The following is a 20,475-nucleotide window of genomic DNA, read 5'->3' as shown; positions in this document are numbered from 1 at the left end:
ACGAGCAACCAGTACCTAGCAACGAGTCATTTAAAACATCCCCGGGATGCCCATGCCGCCAGTCAGCCCTTTCACTTCTTCGGCCATGAGTTCTTTAGCTTTTCGAAGGGCTTCGTTGGTGGCTGCGACTAATAAGTCTTGGAGCATATCCGGATCTTCGGATTTCAAAACCTCAGGGTCAATCGCAATTTTGGTAATTTTCATTCCCCCATTGGCGGTGACCGTGACCATGCCTCCGCCCGCGGATGCTTCCACAGTTTTATGTTCGGCCTCTTCTTGAATCTTGCCCAATCGTTCTTGCATTTCTTGCGCTTGTTTCATCAAGTTGCCCATATTGCCAAATGGATTTTTCGACATGTTTATGCCTCCTTATTCTCGACTTTCTCGACCATGCGGCTGGCTTTGATCACAGCACCGCCAAATAATTCCATGGTTTGCTTCACTAGGGGGTTGGCCTTTGCTTCTTGCAGCAAGGCGTCTTCATCTTGTTTCTGTTGTTGGGCTCGTATCTGTTTGATGCTTGGTCCACTCTCATGACCTTCGGTTAATTCGACCACGCGCAGTTGTACGGTGGCGCCGACGACTTCCTGGCAAACAGTGGAGACCAAGGTCCGAGTTTCTTCTTTTTGAATCCGAGAACAGGCCACCGACGCGGTTTTGGGAAATCCAATAATGACTTGATGCCCTTCGACTTTGACCAGCATCCCCATTTCGAGAAACGTGCCGATGTTCGGATATTTTTTGACCATTGCTTCGACGACTTTGTGCCAATCCTCCTGTCGAATCGCCGGGGCCAAAGCGGGGGATGGTCGACCTCTTGGTGGAGCCGCCTTGGTTGGGGATGTCGTGGATACGGCGGGCGGCCGCTCCGGGGCACTAGGAGGAACCGTAGCCTGTGGTGGGCGGTTGCTGGGTATTGGGGGCCTGGGAATGGGACGGGGCTCATTTCGTGCTGGAGTCGAACCCGATGTGGTTTGGCGCTCCGGTGGAGGTGATGTTTTTTGTTTCGTGGCCGATTCCGGGACTGGCTGTCTTGGTGTGGCGGCCTGAGGGGCTTCTGTATTTTTGACCTGAGGCTTGGGCCTCGTGTCTTTCGCAGGACTGTTGGTCTCCGCTTGTGGGCGTTGCCGCAGACGAGCGGCTCGAACTGTTGCCACTTCAAAGGCGAATCGCGGATGGGCAGTGGCACGAAGACGGTCTTCAGCCTGGGCAAACAATTGAAAGAGTTCCTGTAATTGCTCCACAGAAAAAGCTTTGGCCTCGGTCATCAGTTGCTGGACATCTTCGCTTGGTAAATCCATCAACCCTTCAGCCTGTCCTGCTTCTGGCACGACGGCCGCGATCATGAGATTCCGCATGCGTTCCACGACAGCGCCACAATACGCGCGAAGATCATAGCCGTGATCGATCACTTCCCCGACCAATTCCACGGCAGCGGCAGCGTCCTGACTGACCACGGTTTCCACTAATCGGCGCACCAATTCGTCAGGGACCGAGCCGAGCATTTCTTCAATATCCTGATCGGTGATCGATTTTCCTCCAAAGGCCACGGCCTGATCCAGCAAACTTAAGGCATCGCGCATGCTGCCTTCGCTGGCCTGGGCAATAGCACCGAGGCTTCGTTCTTCAATGTTGACCCCATTCCGTTGAGCGACTTCAAGCAGGCGAGCAATGATTTCCCGGCGCGGGATGCGGCGGAAATTAAAATGCTGACAGCGTGAGGTTATCGTGGCCGGGATCTTATGGACCTCGGTCGTGGCAAAGACAAAGACAGCATGGGCCGGAGGTTCTTCAAGAGTTTTGAGAAGGGCGTTAAATGCGGAATTCGAGAGCATGTGGACTTCGTCGATAATGTAAATTCGATAAGTGCCACGAAATGGGGAATATTTCACGTTTTCCCGAAGCTCTCGAACATCATCGACGCCGGTATTGGACGCTCCGTCGATTTCGATGACATCCACTGAGTTTCCGCGTGTGACTTCTTTACAGCTTTCGCATTGTCCGCAGGGGTCGGTCGTGGGGCCATTTTCGCAATTCAGCGCCTTGGCCAGAATACGCGCCACCGTGGTCTTCCCCACGCCGCGCATGCCGGAAAACAAATAGGCATGAGCTACCTGCTTTCGAAGAATCGCATTGCGCAAGGTTTGGACAACATGCGGCTGGCCAATGAGTTCGTCAAAGGTGCCGGGCCGAAATTTTCTCGCGGAGACTTGGTATTCCATTTATTCGTTGTTCGTGTCTGGGTGCTCGTCGCTCGCAAAAATACGAGATACGTAAAATAAAAGACGAGATACAAATACACCTTAACAATAAAAAACCGGGGCCAGGTGATCCTGCGGCACACAGACTCGCCTGCTTACCGTTGCTTCCTTCCGGACCTGGCGGGGTTCACAAGATTCTGTTGCACAGGGCCCGGCCCCTTTTCCGCACTAATTCTTCAAGGCGAATCCGACCTGTGGATGCGCTATTGTTTAGCTGTTCGTATTCCGCATTTCGTTCTTTTACGAGATACGAACGACGAAATACGAGCAACGATTTTTTATGGCGGAGAGGATGGGATTCGAACCCATGGTACCGTTGCCGGTACACGTGCTTTCCAAGCACGCCGAATCGGCCACTCTCGCACCTCTCCGCACCCTATTTCCCTAGAAAATTGTTGACGAATCAACAAGGTTTTTTCTTGTTCCCAGCAAGGCTCGACATCTTATCATGGGCCCTTCTGGTCCACAAGGAGAGCACATGGGGCATTTTTCCATTGAAAGCCCGACGGCTGGATGTGCACGGATGATTCTTCTTGGTTGCTTGTTGCCTGTCGGTGGAAAAAGAATGGGGAAATCAAAAAATACGAGCAACCAGCGACCAGCAGCCAGAGTCTCTTTATGATTACAAAGACCGTGCCCGAAATTGGCGTTGACGTCTTGATGATCCATGTAGGGCTTTAAAAAGGAATCCTCGAAAGAGCATCATTGCCACGACCCCAATGGGGGTGAAGAGGAGGACCATGACGGTAGCAAGAGAGGAGGAAAATCCGAAGAATTGAAAGAGTTGGCTTAGTATTGCCAAAGGTAATTGTAGCAATTGTAAAAAATCTAGCCCGCTGAGCCGACCGCCTTGGCTGGATATTCCAAAGAAAAAAGAGAGCCCGAACGGTGCGAGTACAAACGCCAAGGGCAAAAACCATTCAATCCAATTTTCTAACACGAACTCATAGCTTTCCTTTAGGCTGTCGAGGGGTGATCCCAGGCGGCTTTGATAAATAATTTCAGGAACGGGATTCAGCAAAAGAAAAAGCAGGAAAAAGATGGCTGAGACGATCATGGGGCCATAGGGGTTGTTTTGCATGCCGAGCTCGAGAAATTGCAAGGGGAGCAAGACAATAAACCCAATGGTAAGGACATCCCAGAAATATTGACCGGCTGCCTGCCACAAATCTTCCCAGGTCATCCGTCGAGTACTCATCACGGCTTGTTCCAAGAGCCCCAAAAGGGCCCCCACGGCAAACGCATTCGCGGCTCCCAGTAAAAACCCCCCGAGCATTCCCAAGGGTCTGGCGACCCCCGTGATGAGAAACATAAAGATGGTTAGTGCGATGACGGCAATGATGAGAATCCAGTTTCGGATCAGGGATGAACCGGTCGCCTGTAAGGCTTGGCGATATAATAGCAATGTCGCTCTGACGAACTCAGACATGTGTCGTCGTGCAGAGAGTCAGGCTTGAGGAGGTTGAGGCTGAGACTTAGACGGCTGTTTGATCGAGAGAATATCCTGTTGCTGTCGGTCTCGTTCTTCCTTGATCATTTTTAATCGTTTCGGGCGATCAAGGGTCCACCATTTGACCCGGTCCTTGAACGTGACCATCTTGGGGCGCATACTTCCTTGATGGTTTTCCTGAAAGCTATAGCCCTTGACCGTGTCGTGTTTCTTGGCGAACTGTTCGTAAATATCAAGGTAGAGTTTCTTGAGTCCCATAACGGATTACCTTATCCTACTTGACGCAATAATCGCAACGGCAGAATCACCGATGGTGAGAGGTCTTTGTGGCACTTCCCCAGGATGTCCTTCCCTTACGAAATACGAGCGACGAGATGCGCTTCACGGTCTTTTGTTAGTCGTTGACACTACACGCAAGGTGTGGGTAAATAGGAAAAACACCCTCACAAACAAGGGCCTGTGGCGATGGGAATGCCATTGTTCGGTTCGATGCGCGTGAAGAAAAATTTGAATGACCCTCCATACCGAAGGACATTGATTAATTGAAGCGAGAGTGGCGGAATTGGCAGACGCGCGAGATTTAGGATCTCGTGGTTTACCGTGGGGGTTCAAGTCCCCCCTCTCGCACCACGCTTCCTCATTAATTTTCTCATTGACTCATTCATTTATCATTATAAAGTATCATTAAAGTAGATAAGGTAGACACACATCATGAAATTGGAAGTCACAGAATTAGGCCCAGTCAAACGCGCCATCAAGATCGAGGTGCCTGAAGATGCGGTCAATAAAGAATTCGACCGGGTCTATACCGATCTCAAACGGCAAGTTCGTATCCCAGGGTTTCGCCCCGGGAAGGCTCCCTTGGCGATGTTGGAAAAACGATATGCGAAGGCGGCTGAGCAGGATGTGATTCAACGGTTGGTACCTGACTATTATCACCGCGCGATGAGGGAAGCAGACGTGTCTCCCGTTTTGGTAGAAATTCCACCGCTCGAACGGATGAAAGCCCAGCGCAACGCGACCCTCACCTTCACCGCCACGGTGGAGATTAAACCGAAAATCGAATTGCGCGACTATCGTCCTCCCAATCCCATTTCCTTAAAGCCTGATCCTCGAACCGTTTCTGATGAAGATGTGGATAAGGCTTTGGAAAATCTGCGCCAGTCTCAGGCGAGGATTGATGCGGCTCCGGCGGAGACTACACTCGACGAAGGGCTGCTTGCCGTGGTGAATATTGAAGGCTTTCTCGATGGGGAACCGGTTGAGGGATCAAAGAAAGACGGTCATCTCCATAACGTGGGATCCAACGAACCCGTTCTGGGGATCAAGATTGACGAAGCGTTGATGGGCAAAACCGAAGGGCAAACCGCGGAAGTCATTCAAGAATATCCTGCTACTCATCCAGACGAACGGTTGGCGGGAAAGTCGGTGACGTTTCGGCTTTCTATTATTGGAGTCAAGCAAAAAATTATCCCAGCGTTGGATGACGAATTCGCGAAGGACTGCGGCCCGTATGAAACTGTGCAAGCACTGAAAGACAAAGTGCGCACTGAATTGGAAAACTCACTTAAGCGAACGATTGAGGAAGCCCATAAAGATCAAATCATCGAGCGCTTAGTGGAAATGCATCATTTTGACCTCCCCGAAGTGTTGGTGGATCGAGAAGTTAAAGCCATGGTCCGTCAGCGCTTAATGGAAGAGCAAAGGAAAAAGGGTGGCAGTCATCCCCCTGATGATCAGAGTTTTTGGGAAGCCGAGGTAAAGCGGTTGCAGCAAGATCTTGCTCCTGATGCCAAAAAGCGCGTGAAACTCGCCTTGATCCTCGAAGCCATTGCGGACAAAGAGGGTGTATCCATTTCCGAGGAAGAGATTCAAGAGGAAATCACCAAATTAGCGCACAGCCTTCAAATTCCAGTGGAAAATATTCAGGAAATGATAAAATCGGGTGGGGAGTCGTCGCGTCAAGAATTTCAGGATCGGCTTCGGTCGGAGAAGGCCTTGCAACTCGTCTATCAATTTGCAGTGATTCAAGGATAATTGCGGGAGGGGGTGTCTCTCCCAAATCATGATGGGTGCCATCCTGATTTGGAATTCGATCATCCATACCGTGAAAACAGTTATCAGAACAGAAAGGGCAGACCAGTTATGTTAGTTCCTATGGTAATTGAAACGACGAACCGCGGTGAGCGCGCGTACGATATTTATTCCCGCTTGTTGAAAGATCGGATTATCTTTCTTGGAGCCCCGATTGATGATGTGTTTTCGAATCTCATTATTGCGCAGCTGCTATTCTTAGAAGCGGAAGACCCCGAAAAAGATATTAACATTTATATTAATTCTCCCGGAGGGAGCGTCACGGCTGGGCTGGGCATCTACGATACCATGCAATATGTGAAGCCGCCGATCACCACCATTTGTTTAGGGCAAGCCGCGAGTATGGGGGCGTTCCTCCTAGCAGGAGGTGCCAAAGGCAAACGGTATGCTCTCCCCAATGCACGCGTCATGATTCATCAACCGATGGGGGGCTTTCAAGGACAAGCGACGGAAATTGATATTCATGCAAAAGAAATTTTGAAAATTCGTGAACGACTGAACCAGGTCTTGGCTCAGCACACGGGGCAGCCTTTGGAGAAAATTGAACAGGATACGGAACGGGATTATTTTCTATCCGCGAATGAAGCCAAAGAATATGGTCTCATCGATGAAGTCATTGTCCGAGTGGCAGAAAAGGGCAAGGGGACAAACGGGAAGTAAGCCCAGCAATAAGGCACTGGTTGTTTAAACATTATGGCAAAACAAATTAAAACAGAAGCGAATCTTCGATGTTCGTTTTGCGGGAAAAGCCGCGATCAGGTTCGGAAACTGATCGCTGGCCCTACTGTCTATATTTGTGATGAATGCGTGGGCCTGTGCAATGAAATTATGGCCGAAGAATGGCAGGAGGCTAAGGAAGAGATCTCCTCAAAGCTTCGTAAGCCCGCAGAAATCAATCGCCATCTCGATCAATATATTATTGGTCAGCCTCGTGCCAAAAAAATTCTTTCGGTGGCGGTGCATAATCACTACAAACGGATTGCCGCAAATGATGCTGGGGATGTGCAACTCCAAAAGGGGAACATCTTGATGGTTGGTCCCACGGGGACCGGGAAAACCCTTCTTGCGCAAACGTTGGCGGATTATCTAGATGTGCCGTTTACCTTGGCAGATGCCACCACCTTAACGGAAGCAGGGTATGTCGGGGAAGACGTCGAAAACATTATTTTAAAATTGTTGCAGGCTGCGGATTACGAAGTTGAGCGGGCAGAGCGTGGGATTATCTATATTGATGAGATCGACAAGATTACTCGTAAGTCCGACAGTCCTTCGATTACCCGAGATGTCTCTGGAGAAGGGGTTCAACAAGCGTTATTGAAATTGATTGAAGGCACAGTCGCCAATGTGCCTCCCCAGGGCGGGCGCAAGCATCCCCATCAAGAATTCATCCAAGTCGATACCAAAAATATTTTGGTGATTTGTGGAGGTGCTTTTGTTGGTTTAGAAGATATTATTGAGCGTCGCTTGAATCAAAAGCGCATGGGGTTCAAATCCGAGGCCAAAAAATCTCGTCATGAACGATCGGGGTCGATGTTGGCGCAGGTGCAACCAGAAGACTTGCTCCATTATGGGCTGATCCCAGAATTTATTGGTCGGCTGCCGGTGGTCACCACTCTGGATGAACTTGATGAAAAAGCACTCGTCAGAATTCTTACAGAACCTCGTAACGCGCTAATCAAGCAATATCAAAAGTTGTTGTCTTTCGACAAAGTGAAACTGAAATTTACAGAGGGGGCGCTGACTGCAATTGCTGCGAAGGCACATGCCCAAAAAACGGGAGCCCGGGGGTTGCGGGCCATCCTGGAAGAAGTGATGCTGGATATTATGTACGATATTCCTTCTCAGAATGAAATACGAGAAGTCGTCATTACAGAAGATGTGATTCTGAAAAAGGGTGAAGCGATTAAAATATTCGAGCAATCCAAAGGGATGAAGCCTGCGGTGGGAACTTAAAAAGTCGTATTTCGTATCTCGTTAAAAAACGAAATACAAAATACGAGATACGTCTTCCCTACTATCCTGCCTCCTGAAAATCGCAACTCTCCTGATAACATTCAATGCTCTTTCCAGCCTGCTTGCTGTACTTTTCGATGAGGAATGGGGCCTGGCATTTTGGGCAAGCGCGGTTGATGGGTTTGTTCCAAATCGCGAAGGTGCATTTCGGGTAGGTACTGCAGGAATAAAAGGTCCGGCCTTTTTTTGTCCGACGTTGAGCAAGATCGCCAGTACAGCCTTCGGCTGGGCATTTGACTCCAAGAGACAACGGTTTCGTGGTCTTACACTCGGGGTAATTGGAGCAGGCGAGAAAGCTGCCAAAGCGACCCTGTTTGACTACCATGGCATTCCCACATTTTTCGCACACTTCCCCAGTTGTTTCCTGTTCCTGTTCAACTACGGTAATGGTTCCCGATTCGTCTTTGGTAAATGGTTTCGTATTTTTGCAAGTTGGATAACCTGGGCAGGCTAAGAAATGGCCATGGCGTCCCCATTTAATGACCATGTTCTGACCACATTTATCGCAGACAATGTCCGTGGGTTCTTCCTTCCCCTTGAGATCCTCCATGTTGGCTTCGGCATCTCCAAGGTCCTTGGAAAAGGGCGTGTAAAATTCGGAAATGGTTGAGACCCAATTTTTTTCACCTTCTTCAATGTCATCCAGTTCGGATTCCATTCGAGCCGTAAATGCCACGTCAAAAATTCGTGGAAAATAGGTGACCAACCGATTGTTCACCGTTTGTCCCAATTCGGTCGGTTTAAACCGACCTTCTTCCTTTTGGACATATTGGCGATCCTGAATCGTGGAAATAATCGTGGCGTAGGTCGATGGTCTTCCAATCCCTTTTTCTTCGAGTTCGCGAATCAATAATGCTTCGTTATATCGGGGGGGTGGTTGCGTGAAATGCTGTTTGGGGATGAGACCTTGATCCTCAATTTCCACGAGACTGAGATCATCCCCGACTGCGAGTTCCGGCAATCGTTTGGTCTCTTCGTCATTGGCAACCGTTTGTGGATCTAGGGCTCCTTTTCCCCTTTCGGGGACATCGGTGCCTTCTACATAGATTCGTCGAAAGCCGTCGAATTTTTCCACCGTTCCCGTCGCGCGAAACCCATACTCGCCTGCCTGGATGGTGACCTTGGTGGCTTCGTCCAAGCCCTTGGTCATTTGCGATGCGAGAAACCGGTTCCAAATAAGCTTGTACAGTTTGTAGAGGTCGTCTTCCAAAAATGGCTTCAAGGATTCAGGGTCACGTTGCGCCGAGGTCGGGCGAATCGCTTCGTGTGCCTCTTGAGCGGATTTCGATGTCTTATACACATTGGGTTTGTCGGGAAGGTACTGATCCCCAAATTTCTCACGAATAAGATCAGCAGCTTCAGTTTGCGAGTCGTTGGAAATTCGCGTTGAGTCAGTTCTCATATAAGTAATCAATCCGACTGGGCCTTCTTTACCAATTTCAATGCCTTCATATAACCGTTGAGCTAACATCATGGTCTTTTTGGCGCTGAAACGGAGCTTTCTTGACGCATCCTGCTGAAGACGACTTGTGATAAATGGCGGAGGAGGGTTTCGACGTTTTTCAGTCTTATCAACTGCCGAGACCGTAAAGGTCGCATTTTGAAGAGCCTGCAATGCTCGGTCAGACTCATCTTGTGAGTGAATCTCTAGTGGTGCACCTTGGAACTCTTGCAAGCGAGCTTCAAAAACTGGTGGATTGGGCCCCTGGAAGTTTGCTGTGATCGTCCAATATTCAACGGGTTCGAATGCGTCGCGTTCGGCTTCTCGCTCACAGATGATCCGTACGGCCACGGACTGCACTCGACCGGCACTGAGTCCACGTCGAACTTTTTTCCACAACAAAGGGCTCAACATGTACCCGACAATACGATCTAGCACGCGGCGGGCTTGTTGCGCATTGACCTTTTTCATGTCGATGACACCGGGGGATTTCAAGGCCCGCTTGATGGCGCCTTCGGTAATTTCATTGAACAAGACTCGGTACACATTGTCGGCTTTGCCATTCAACTCTTCAGCAATGTGCCAGGCAATGGCTTCTCCTTCGCGGTCAGGGTCAGGAGCCAGGAATACTTTTTCCGCTTTTTTGGCTTGGGCTTTAATCTCGGTCAGCGTTTTGCTTTTTCCCCGAATGACGACATAGTGCGGCTGGAAGTCGTTGTCGACATCAATTCCCAACTTACTCTTGGGTAAATCTTTTACATGTCCCACAGAAGCCAATACTTGATAGCCGCGACCCAGATATTTTGAAATGGTTCGCGCCTTTGCAGGAGACTCAACAATGATTAGGTTTTTTGCCACCAGCTGCGGTTCTTTCTCTTTCTGATATTAACAAGCAATCCTTAGAGGAAGGTCTACATTATTATTCAGATTTATCGTCGTATATAACACGACCCTGGTACTTGCTGAATGATCCCTTTCAGTTCCAGGGCCAGCAAGATACCCATTACCTCGGCTGGAAGATAATGAGCTTGAGCCAAGACTTCATCAACCGACGTAGGCGTATCCATCACCAGGTCGAAGATGTCTTTTTCCTGTGTGCTGAGGTCCGGTGTGGATTGATGTGACTCTGAGGCGGCACGTTTTACTTGATCCTGAAACGACTCGTCAAGTTGGGGCAACAGCTCTTCGATGATATCTCCTGCGTTTTCAATGAGTTTGGCGCCTTCTTTAATGAGCCTATGTGGACCTTCATGTTTTCCCTCTTTGACATTTCCTGGCACCGCAAACACTTCCCGGTTATGTTCCAGCGCATAGCGTGCTGTAATGAGGGAACCGCTTTTTCGCGTTGCCTGTGTGACCACGACGCCATAAGACAATCCACTGATGATCCGATTCCGTCGAGGGAAATTAAACGGTCGAGGTTGAGTGCCTAATGAAAATTCTGAAATGACGGCTCCTTGGGCTTCGATAGCCTCCCGCAGCTTTCGATGTTCAGAAGGATATGTCTGATCTATTCCACATCCCAAGACAGCAATGGTTCGTCCTTGAGCCTTCAGTGCCCCGCGATGCGCCGCCGCATCCACGCCTCGTGCCATCCCGCTGACGATCGTAAATCCTAGGCTTGCCAAGGAATGACTCAATTCTTCTGTGAAGATCAGACCTGCGGGGGAAGCCTTCCTTGCGCCCACAATAGCGATGGCACGATTATCACAAGGCTCTATGGTGCCGCTCAGGTAAAGAATCGGGGGAGGATCGGCAATGTGAGAAAGTTTTTCAGGATAGAGACGATCTAATATCGTAAGAACCGTATGCCCTTCAGTTTCCAAACGATGGGCCTCATGCTCTGCCTTTGCCCGAGCTTGCGGACTCGGTCCTTGACGAATAGCCGTTGCCAAATTGTGACTGAGGTTTCCCCGATTCTGAAGCTCTTGCAGGGATGCTGAAGAGACTGCCAATGGCGAGCCAAACTCTCGAACGAGCCTTGTGAGGGTTCCATCGCTCAAACCTTTGACTAATCGTAATACAAGCCAAGGTTCGAGAGAGTTCACGGAAAATCCTAATCTCGGAATGCGTTAATCATGAGTGGCGTCAATGGAAACTAGTCGAGTGGTGCTTTATCGTGATCCTTCTCCAATGACGACAATGTCATAATGTTCCAAATGAAGAAGTGGATCAGATTGCACAACAATCCGATGATTGCATTCGCGTTCGAGTTGCTCTAACCCCTCATTCTCTGTGTCTCGCAGCATGTCTACAATAATGGGGTTCGCCCCTACCATGACTTTCTGGAGGCTAGGCCCTCGTCCAATCCGACGAATGTCACGAAAAATATCATAAATGACCGTGGTGGCAGATTTGGTATACCCGCGCCCATCACAGTCGGTACAGAGGTCGGATAACGTGCGCAGAATATCTTCGCGCACGCGTTCACGAGAAATTTCAATGAGTCCCAAATCGGTAATCCGTGAAATCCGCGTCCTGGCTTTGTCATTGGCCATGGCATCAACCATGGCATGGTAGACCTTATCGCGATTGCGTTCACGTTCCATATCAATAAAGTCGACAATGATGATGCCCCCGATTCCTCGCAGTTTGATTTGGTAGGCTACTTCTCTGGCGGCTTCCATGTTGGTTTTTAAAATCGTTTCTTCTTGATCCCGTTTTCCCACAAACCGTCCGGTGTTCACATCGACGACGGTCATGGCTTCGGTATGATCGATCACCAGATGGCCTCCTGATTTGAGCCAGACTTTTCGGCTTAAGGCGCGGGAAATTTCCATTTCCACACCTAAGTGCTCGAAGAGTCCTTCCTCTTTATCATAATGATATATGCGGGAAGATTGCTCCGGAAGATACCGTTTCACAAAATCTCGCACGGCTTCACATTCTTCTCGGGAGTCAATGAGCAGGCGATCCACTTTTTTGGTAAATAAATCCCGGACCACACGAAGCGTCAAACTCAGGTCGGTATGAAGCATGGCTGGGGCAGGGTATTGTTCATGTTTTTTTAGAATGTCCTGCCACAGAGCGGTTAAATAATCGACGTCCGACCGAAGGTCCTCCTCGCTGACGTTTTCGCTCACAGTTCGTACGATATATCCATACCCAGGCTCTCGCACTCGTTTCATGATGTCCTTCAGCCGTCTGCGTTCTTCGTCATCGGCAATGCGTCGGGAAATGCCGATGTCGTTCACATTGGGCATCAAAACCAAAAAGCGGCCGGGTAATGAACAATATGAGGTCACACGTGGTCCCTTGGTTCCAATGGGGCCTTTGGAAATCTGTACCATGAGCTCTTGGCCTTCGGATAACAAATCTTCAATAGGGAGAAGATGTTGCCGACGAGGGCGAGGAACTTCCTGGCCTTTGTCGTCGCCATCATTATCAACCAAGATATCTCCTGGTTCTGTGCCGATGGAAAGATCCGACACATGGACAAAGGCGGCCCGGTCCAACCCAATATCAATAAATGCGGCCTGCATTCCTGGTAAGACCTTTACGACTTTGCCTTTATACACATCTCCAACAAAGTCCTTTTTCTTGGCCCGGTCTACATACAGCTCTGTGACCACCTTGTTTTCGAGCACCGCCACCCGCGTTTCTTGCGGAGTGACGTTAAACGCAATTTCTACACCCATACTGACTCCTTCGTCTCCGAGTCCTATGTGGCAACGAGTGAGGCGGTTTCCATCTCGCGATGAGTCCGCACGAGAGATGTTGAGTGAAACCATCTTGGAATGATGAACTCGTTTCCCATAGACTGCGAAGCGTATTTAAGATTATTGAATTAAGGTCAATCGGCGCCGTTTCACACTCAGCAACAATCCCAAAACGGCCATTGTCATAATTGTGGCACTGCCCCCATAACTCAGTAAGGGTAGTGGAATTCCAACAATGGGCGCGAGACCGAGGGTCATAGCGATATTGACCACCACATTAAACGTAATCATGCCGACGACGCCGATGGCCAAAAGTGCTCCGAGCATATCTTTGGCTTTTGAGGCGATGTCCAGGCCGAGAAGAAATAAGCTTAAAAACAGCATGATTAAAACGACAGCACCTAAAAATCCCCACTCTTCGGCAAACACGGCGAAGACAAAATCCGTATGACCTTCGGGGAGAAATTTAAATTGGGTTTGGGTTCCGCCACGGAGACCTTTTCCCAGGAGTTCTCCAGAACCGATGGCGATACGAGATTGTAGTCCTTGATACCCTTTTCCTCCTGGATCATAACCCGGGTCCACAAAGCTGATAATACGTTCTTTTTGATAATCATGGAGCGATCCCCACAGTTCGCCCCAGGCAAAAGGAAACATCATGAGTGCTGTCAGCAAGACGAGACCAAATGCTTTTGACTTTACTCCCACTGCTAATAGCAAGGTAATATAGATGGCTAAAAAACTGAGGCTGCTGCCAAGATCCGGTTGTTTGAGAATAAGCAGAAATCCTGGAAGAGCCAACAGGCCGGGAACGATCACGCGATACAACCATCCGGTTCGTGTCTGTGTGGAATAATACGTGGCAAGCATAAGTAACAGAGGGAGTTTAATAAATTCAGAGGGTTGAATGGCGATGGGACCCAACGAAATCCAGCGTTGAGAGCCGCGACTGACTTTACCACTGAACATGACGACCACCAGCAGCAGTAATCCTAGCCCATATAGAATGTAGGAAAGCCGGGCGAGTTTATGGTAGTCGAAGCTGGCCATGACGAGGAAGACTAATGTTCCGACTCCAATCCAAATTGCCTGCTTGGCAAAAATAGGAAAACTCCCTCCGGGTGCCGTAGATGTGACGCTATAAATGGTGAGCACGCCTACACTCAGGAGTGAAGCAATGACACCGAGAAGGGATAAATCCATACCATCAAATCTTGGAGTTCTCGTCATGCGTCTATCCTCGTAGTGCTCCAGGGGTGTCAGGGGTGTTAGGGATATATTGGGACATGGGGCGTTGATCTCCTGTTGGGGTTTCATGCCCGGTTTTCTTGATAAAGGCTTCAATCAATTCACGGGCTAGAGGAGCTGCTGCGGAGCCACCATGCCCACTGTGCTCTGCCAGTACGGCCACGGCAATGCGGGGGTCTTCGAATGGCGCGTAGGAGACGAACCAAGCATGGTCACGAAATTCCTTCGGCGTTTCTTTTTCCTTATCAGGACGAAGCGCCACAACCTGGGAGGTTCCGGTTTTTCCAGCAATCCTGACCAGTGGCGAATTGGCACGTTGGGCAGTACCCTCTGAAACGACGGAGGCTAAGGACTGTTGAATCCCATCGACAAATACTGGGTTAAGACCCAGGGAGGTGGACTGAGATTTTGGCCAAGTTTCTATTTGCCCAGTATTTCTCCGTCGTACTCCTCGAATTAATCGAGGTTGGTGCGCGACGCCATTATTACTGATCGTGGCAATGACCTGCGCCATTTGGAGAGGGGTCACCGAGACGAACCCCTGTCCGATAGAAACTGAAATAGTTTCTCCGGGGTACCACGGTTCTCCTCGAGCCTGTTGTTTCCATGTTGGGGATGGCACAATTCCCGATCGTTCAGAGGGTAAATCTATCCCGGTTTTCTTGCCCAATCCAAAAAGGCTTGCATAAGTGGCAATGGTATCTATCCCCAGTCGATGTCCCATTTTATAAAAATAGACATCGCAGGAGTGCGTTATCGCTTTTTGAAGATCCACTGTTCCATGGCCACTGGCTTTCCAGTCACGGTAGGTTCGGTTCCCAAACCAAAACCTGCCATTACATTGAATGGTATCGGACATCTCGGCGCCATTGGTTTCCAGTGCTGCCGAGGCCATCACGATTTTAAAAGTTGAACCTGGAGGATATACACCCTGTATGGCACGGTTGGTAAGCGGATGTCGATTGTCACGTATGATATCTTGCCAATCCTTAGAGCTCAGTCCTCGAGAGAGCGTGTTTGGGTCAAAGCTAGGCCGGCTGGCCAAGGCGAGAGTCTCTCCAGTCTTAGGATCCAAGGCGACAATTGCCCCGGCTTCGGTTCCTAACAAATCTTCGGCCAGTTGTTGAAGGTCAAAATCAATGGTCAGATATAGGTCATGTCCAGCCTGTGGTTTGTTGACTGAGATCGTGCGTTTTTCATGACCGAGAGCGTCTACTTCGATGAGCTTGGTCCCGGCCTGTCCGCGCAAGAGTTGGTCATATTGGCGTTCTACACCATATTGGCCAACGATACTTCCCTGATGAAGGCCCTCGAAATAATCCTTGGCCATTTGTCGCTCAGACACCTCTCCCACGTATCCAATGACATGAGCGGCGTAGGGGCCTTGAGGGTTATTCCGTTGGAACTCCGGTTGTACGAAGACACCGGGAAGTTCCAACCGATGAGATTCAATGAGAGCAGCCTCGCGAAGCGTGAGACCACCTTTCAGTTTCTGTCGTGTCCGGCTACTCCTCGTAAGAACTTTTTCGGTTAATTCCGACGGGTCAACATCCAGATACTCGACAAGTTTCTCAATAAGGGCTTCACGATTTTTTACATCCTTGAGCTCGACGTACAGGTTGAAACTTGGAACATTATTTGCCAGCAATTTCCCATTCCGATCGTAAATGAGTCCGCGGGCCGGATGTAACAGAATAGAGCGTGTGCGGTTATCTTGCGAGAGTTCAAGATAATGCGGGCCATCGCGAACCTGGAGTTGCCACAAACGCAAGGTCAGGAGGCTGACGACGACGAGCACTCCGATTTTAAGGAGGACGAGTCGCTGCTGAAGCTCAGCTAATCCGGTTTGGGGAACTCCACTGTCACTCATTTCATATCCGTTTCAAAAACGACCCATGACGTCGCCAAGCTGTGGGCCTCTGGATGGTCTTTTGACGCATTGCTTCCTAAACGCTAGAGAATTCAGGTGTCCAGCGAGTGATGACCCAATAGAGTCCGACGGCCACCAGTCCATCAAAGAGCGCTTGGGGCAAAAGCACCGCAGGAAATCCCTGCAAGAGTTCAACCAAGTCCAGGCCGCCCCGCGAGGTCATCAGAAATATCACACCGGAGAAAAGTGAAAATGCCACCATCAATAAAAAGGCCGAATGGGATGCGGTATTGGCCAAGTTTCTTGCAATCAATCCAGCAAAAAATCCTACGCCAGATTTAGTAATGGTATTCAGCCACAAGTCGCTGGCCGAAAACAGGTCTTGCACGAAACCCAGAAAAAATCCCAAAACAAATCCTTGGATCTGCCCGGTGAAAAACCCCATAAGACAGGCAGCAATGAGGCACAGGTCAGGACGAATGCCAAATGGGCTGATCGATCCAAGCACCGTGGCTTGGAAGGGAACGAGAAAGAGGATGAGGCCGAGGAATATCCCTGTTTTCATGGGGGTGTAGGTTCCCCTTCTAGAGAAGGTAGGAGATTTGAAATGGATCCTGTCTGGTCTTTCGATTCCGTGGAATGGAGGATTAACACTTCTTCCAGCTTGCCAAAATCAACGACCGGAGCAACTTGTGCCGTGAGAAATAGATCACCCTCACGTTCTTCAACACGAAGAACCTGACCAATCAGGAGCCCGCGAGGGAATCCTCCAGTTAAGCCCGACGTCACGACTGCATCCCCTTCCTTGACTGCCGCCAAAGGCGGAATATATTTCATGCGTACATACCCATTGGCGGTTCCTTGAATGATGCCTTCATCCCGAGTCCGCTGTACCAGGCCGGTGACAGCGACATTGGGGTCGGTGACTAACAGCGCAATACTGGTTGAGCTGGCCACTTTAACAATGGTCCCCACCACTCCGGCTGGAGTGATGACACCCATCTCCACGGCCACGCCATCCTCTTCTCCTTTATTCAACACTACCCCGCGATACCAATTCGAGGCGCTTCGCCCAATTACCCGTGCTGCCAGCGTCTGGAGCGCACTTTTTTGCTGGAAGTCCAATATTGCTGCAAATCGTTGAGAGGCCAGGGCTTGTTCGCGAAGTTGATTCAGTTCCCCTTCCAGATCTTGAATTTTCGCTTGAAGCTCGCGGTTTTGCTCGTAGACGCCCTGAAGGGCGATATATTGGTTCCACCAATCGCGAACACCACGATCAGCTCCAGCCATGATTTCCATGGGGATGCCGACGACATCGGCGATGGGCCTTCCTAAATGTTGGAGGAGAACCTGGGTTTGTCGAGGAAGGAGAAATAACAGGATCAAGGCAACCACCACCACGACGACAATGAGCCGCCTGGTGCTGGAACTCCACAGGACTAAAGGCCGAACCCGGCCGATCATATACGCGTGTCCTTTATGATCGGACGGTTGACATAGAAGCCACGCTCCGTAGTAAGGAAAGTTCCTCGAGTGTCTTTCCGACACCGAGGACCACGGAAGTGAGTGGGTCATCCACGGTCACAATCGGCAGCGCGGTTTCGTCACGTAACCGGGCATCCAATCCCTTGAGTAATGAACCCCCTCCAGTCAACACAATCCCTCGATCAATGATGTCTCCAGCCAATTCAGGTGGAGTATTTTCTAATGCGGTTTTTATGGCCGACACAATGGTCGACACGGATTCCTGTAAAGCTTCACGAATTTCGGTATCTTCCAAGACAATCGTCCGAGGTATCCCTGAAATGAGATCCCGTCCCTTCACCATCATCTGGGCCTTTTCAGGAAGAGGATAGGCCGAGCCAATTTCAAATTTCACTCGTTCGGCCATATGCTCTCCAATGAGCAGGCTATACTCGCGTTTCACATGACTAATAATGGCGGAGTCAATCTGATCGCCCGCGACTTTGACGGACTCGCTATAGACGATTCCTCCAAGAGAAATTACGGCAATATCAGTGGTGCCACCGCCGATATCCACGACCATGTTGCCTGAGGGCTCGGTTATGGGCAGTCCGGCGCCAATGGCGGCTGCCACTGGTTCCTCAATTAGGTAGACTTCTCGTGCGCCGGCCAATTCGGCGGATTCTCTGACTGCACGTTGCTCTACTTGTGTGATCCGGGAAGGGACACCAATAATAATGCGTGGACGGACAAACATACTGCGATTATGCACCTTGGTAATGAAATGCCGAAGCATTCGCTCCGTCATTTCAAAATCAGCGATAACGCCCTCTTTCATGGGACGAATGGCAATGATATTGCCAGGTGTACGACCCACCATTCGTTTCGCTTCACTCCCAACGGCTAAAATCTTATTGGAATTCTTTTCAATGGCGACGACCGAGGGTTCATTCAGCACAATCCCTTTACCCTGCACATAAATCAGAGTATGGGCGGTACCCAAATCAATGGCCATATCACTGGACATCAAGCTAAGGAATCGACTAATTAACCCCATGGGGGACCCCATTTTTTGAATGGCCCATCAAATTTTCCACACAATCTATTCAATGAAACTACACCGTAATCAAAGGAACTTTTGCGCTGCTGACATTACGCCCTGTCGCATCACCAAGAAGACTGACCACTGAGGTGCCATGAGGGTCACGTCCTGTGACGGAGGTAGGCCAACCCAAAAAAGAAGAGACTTCTTTTTCGAAGAGAGTACTCTACGGAAAAGAACTCATTCCGTTTCTCATCCGTACGCAACTGGGTGAAATGTAAACGAAACCCTTCAAAAAGTATAGCAAATCCTCCGTCTCCTACCAAATTACTCTGGATGAGACCTTATGAAAAGGGGGGGACAGAAAAATTCTGGAGGAAAAAGGAGCTGCTCCCGGGGTCAGAAAGGAAAGATTTGAGCCAAGGGTCCAAAAACGGAATATGGAGGCCCCCTAGCTTCTGGGGTTGCAAGGGTACATCTCTTCAGCGCATTATACCGGTCCCGAAATTAACCCAAAGGAGCTAGGGATGTTGGCCAAGACCCTCTTTGAAAAAATCTGGGAAGCTCATGTGGTTCATGAGGAAGCAGATGGAACCACGCTTCTCTATATCGATCGTCATTTAGTGCATGAAGTAACTTCCCCTCAGGCATTTGAGGGGTTAAAACTTGCCGGCCGCAAGGTTCGGCGTTCCGCAGCGGTTCTCGCGGTTCCGGATCACAATGTGCCAACGACCAATCGTCAGGTGGCCATTGCCGATCCCATGAGCCGTATACAAATCCAAACATTGGAACAAAATTGTCGTGATTCAAATATCTCCGTGTTTACCATGGACGATATTCGTCAGGGAATTGTGCATGTCATTGGCCCGGAACAGGGCTTGACGTTGCCCGGGATGACTATTGTGTGTGGAGATTCACATACTTCCACGCATGGTGCGTTTGGAGCGCTGGCCTTTGGGATTGGTACCAGTGAAGTCGAACATGTTCTCGCAACTCAATGCCTGGTGCAAAAACGTCCCAAGACCATGGAAATCCGAGTCGATGGAACATTGTCCCCGTATTGTTCAGCCAAGGATATGACGTTAGCCATCATCGGCAAAATTGGGACCGCTGGTGGAACAGGTTATGTGGTGGAATACACTGGATCCGCTGTTCGAGCGTTATCCATGGAAGGTCGGATGACTTTGTGCAACATGTCCATTGAAGGCGGGGCGCGGGCCGGCATGGTCGCTCCGGATGACACGACTGCGGCCTATGTGAAAGGTCGTCCTTTAGCTCCCAAAGGGGAGTTGTTTGACCAAGCGGTACGAGCCTGGGCGAGTCTTGTGACAGATTCCGGAGCTTCCTACGATCGTACGGTCCACCTTAGGGCGGAGGAGATTTCCCCGCAAGTGTCTTGGGGAACCAATCCCGGCATGGTGAGTGGAATCGATGGTGCAATTCCTGACCCCCGGACCTATCCTGAAGGGGAGGCCCGTGATTCCCTTCAACGAGCATTGGAGTATATGGCACTCACACCAGGCACGCCTATTCAAGAGCTGAAGATTGACCGAGTGTTTATTGGGTCATGCACCAACTCTCGAATTGAGGATTTACGCATTGCCGCATCGTATTTTAAGGGGAAAAAAGTGGCTGACGGAGTGCATGCTATGGTGGTGCCCGGTTCGGGGCTAGTGAAAAAACAAGCTGAGGAAGAAGGATTAGATGCGGTATTCCGTGAGGCTGGAGCTGAATGGCGCGATGCGGGTTGCAGCATGTGTTTGGCCATGAATGCCGATGTGCTGAAACCTGGAGAGCGATGTGCGTCTACGAGCAACCGGAATTTTGAAGGGCGTCAAGGTAAAGGCGGGCGAACGCATTTGGTTTCACCAGCCATGGCTGCAGCAGCTGCGGTTGCAGGGCATTTTGTCGATATTCGTCAATGGACATAAAT

The 20,475-nt window shown here is 49.9% G+C and carries 17 protein-coding genes, 2 tRNA genes and 1 other RNA gene; 6 read left to right on the top strand and 14 right to left on the bottom strand.

The features are described 5' to 3' along the window. Window positions 1–30 precede the first annotated feature (30 nt). The 4 genes from PPG34_RS09685 to PPG34_RS09670 all read right to left on the bottom strand — a co-directional run bounded on the left by PPG34_RS09685 (window position 31) and on the right by PPG34_RS09670 (window position 2,632). Window positions 31–357: a YbaB/EbfC family nucleoid-associated protein gene (locus tag PPG34_RS09685; RefSeq protein WP_313833056.1), complete on the bottom strand. Its 327-nt coding sequence runs from the start codon at window positions 355–357 to the stop codon at window positions 31–33. A 2-nt stretch (window positions 358–359) separates the two neighbouring features. Beyond that, window positions 360–2,222 carry a DNA polymerase III subunit gamma/tau gene (gene dnaX / locus PPG34_RS09680; RefSeq protein WP_313833055.1) on the bottom strand — a complete coding sequence of 621 codons (1,863 nt, stop codon included), beginning with the start codon at window positions 2,220–2,222 and terminating at the stop codon, window positions 360–362. Between the two features lie 96 nt (window positions 2,223–2,318). Beyond that, an RNA gene (ffs, locus tag PPG34_RS09675) (signal recognition particle sRNA small type) lies at window positions 2,319–2,418 on the bottom strand. Between the two features lie 124 nt (window positions 2,419–2,542). Next, window positions 2,543–2,632 (bottom strand) — tRNA-Ser (locus tag PPG34_RS09670). 107 nt (window positions 2,633–2,739) lie between these two features. Between PPG34_RS09670 and PPG34_RS09665 the strand changes: the two genes are divergently transcribed. Beyond that, a complete protein-coding gene (locus tag PPG34_RS09665) occupies window positions 2,740–2,883 on the top strand; it encodes a hypothetical protein (RefSeq protein ID WP_313833054.1) in 144 nt (47 codons plus the stop codon). On the opposite strand, the gene PPG34_RS09660 is transcribed toward PPG34_RS09665, so the two are convergent. Continuing rightward, a complete protein-coding gene (locus tag PPG34_RS09660) occupies window positions 2,884–3,690 on the bottom strand; it encodes a hypothetical protein (protein ID WP_313833053.1) in 807 nt (268 codons plus the stop codon). It lies immediately after the preceding gene. 18 nt (window positions 3,691–3,708) lie between these two features. After that, a complete protein-coding gene (locus PPG34_RS09655; protein WP_313833052.1) occupies window positions 3,709–3,969 on the bottom strand; it encodes a hypothetical protein in 261 nt (86 codons plus the stop codon). Window positions 3,970–4,258: 289 nt separating this feature from the next. Between PPG34_RS09655 and PPG34_RS09650 the strand changes: the two genes are divergently transcribed. The 4 genes from PPG34_RS09650 (at window position 4,259) to clpX (ending at window position 7,758) form a co-directional block, all read left to right on the top strand. Continuing rightward, window positions 4,259–4,341 (top strand) — tRNA-Leu (locus tag PPG34_RS09650). 81 nt (window positions 4,342–4,422) lie between these two features. Next, window positions 4,423–5,748 (top strand): trigger factor, encoded by a 1,326-nt coding sequence (gene tig / locus PPG34_RS09645; protein WP_313833051.1) that lies wholly within the window; start codon window positions 4,423–4,425, stop codon window positions 5,746–5,748. A 108-nt stretch (window positions 5,749–5,856) separates the two neighbouring features. Further along, entirely contained in the window at window positions 5,857–6,465 is a 609-nt protein-coding gene (gene clpP, locus PPG34_RS09640) for an ATP-dependent Clp endopeptidase proteolytic subunit ClpP (RefSeq protein WP_313833050.1), read from the top strand. A gap of 33 nt (window positions 6,466–6,498) precedes the next feature. Then, a complete protein-coding gene (gene clpX / locus PPG34_RS09635; protein ID WP_313833049.1) occupies window positions 6,499–7,758 on the top strand; it encodes an ATP-dependent Clp protease ATP-binding subunit ClpX in 1,260 nt (419 codons plus the stop codon). Between the two features lie 61 nt (window positions 7,759–7,819). Here clpX and topA read toward each other — a convergent pair whose 3' ends face one another. The 8 genes from topA to PPG34_RS09595 form a co-directional block, all read right to left on the bottom strand. After that, window positions 7,820–10,117 carry a type I DNA topoisomerase gene (gene topA / locus PPG34_RS09630; RefSeq protein WP_313833048.1) on the bottom strand — a complete coding sequence of 766 codons (2,298 nt, stop codon included), beginning with the start codon at window positions 10,115–10,117 and terminating at the stop codon, window positions 7,820–7,822. 71 nt (window positions 10,118–10,188) lie between these two features. Then, window positions 10,189–11,307, bottom strand: a complete 1,119-nt coding sequence (dprA, locus tag PPG34_RS09625) for a DNA-processing protein DprA (RefSeq protein WP_313833046.1) — start codon at window positions 11,305–11,307, stop codon at window positions 10,189–10,191. A 66-nt stretch (window positions 11,308–11,373) separates the two neighbouring features. Next, window positions 11,374–12,897 (bottom strand): Rne/Rng family ribonuclease, encoded by a 1,524-nt coding sequence (locus tag PPG34_RS09620; RefSeq protein WP_313833045.1) that lies wholly within the window; start codon window positions 12,895–12,897, stop codon window positions 11,374–11,376. A 141-nt stretch (window positions 12,898–13,038) separates the two neighbouring features. Next, on the bottom strand, window positions 13,039–14,148 hold the full coding sequence (rodA, locus tag PPG34_RS09615; protein WP_313833044.1) for a rod shape-determining protein RodA: 1,110 nt from the start codon (window positions 14,146–14,148) through the stop codon (window positions 13,039–13,041). Between the two features lie 4 nt (window positions 14,149–14,152). After that, on the bottom strand, window positions 14,153–16,036 hold the full coding sequence (gene mrdA / locus PPG34_RS09610) for a penicillin-binding protein 2 (protein ID WP_313833043.1): 1,884 nt from the start codon (window positions 16,034–16,036) through the stop codon (window positions 14,153–14,155). A gap of 76 nt (window positions 16,037–16,112) precedes the next feature. Continuing rightward, window positions 16,113–16,601: a rod shape-determining protein MreD gene (gene mreD / locus PPG34_RS09605; protein ID WP_313833042.1), complete on the bottom strand. Its 489-nt coding sequence runs from the start codon at window positions 16,599–16,601 to the stop codon at window positions 16,113–16,115. Then, entirely contained in the window at window positions 16,598–17,500 is a 903-nt protein-coding gene (gene mreC / locus PPG34_RS09600; RefSeq protein WP_313833041.1) for a rod shape-determining protein MreC, read from the bottom strand. The genes mreD and mreC overlap by 4 nt, the downstream gene beginning before the upstream one ends. Window positions 17,501–17,513: 13 nt before the next feature. Beyond that, window positions 17,514–18,557, bottom strand: coding sequence for a rod shape-determining protein (locus PPG34_RS09595; RefSeq protein WP_313833040.1), 1,044 nt, complete (start codon window positions 18,555–18,557; stop codon window positions 17,514–17,516). Between the two features lie 512 nt (window positions 18,558–19,069). Between PPG34_RS09595 and leuC the strand changes: the two genes are divergently transcribed. Continuing rightward, window positions 19,070–20,473 (top strand): 3-isopropylmalate dehydratase large subunit, encoded by a 1,404-nt coding sequence (leuC, locus tag PPG34_RS09590; protein WP_313833039.1) that lies wholly within the window; start codon window positions 19,070–19,072, stop codon window positions 20,471–20,473. The last annotated feature ends 2 nt before the right edge of the window (window positions 20,474–20,475 follow it).

It is taken from the genome of Candidatus Nitronereus thalassa, assembly GCF_032191465.1.
Taxonomy (GTDB): Bacteria; Nitrospirota; Nitrospiria; order Nitrospirales; family UBA8639; genus Nitronereus; species Nitronereus thalassa.
Note: the sequence above shows the minus strand (reverse complement) of the source record. Positions and strands in the feature narration are given on the sequence as shown.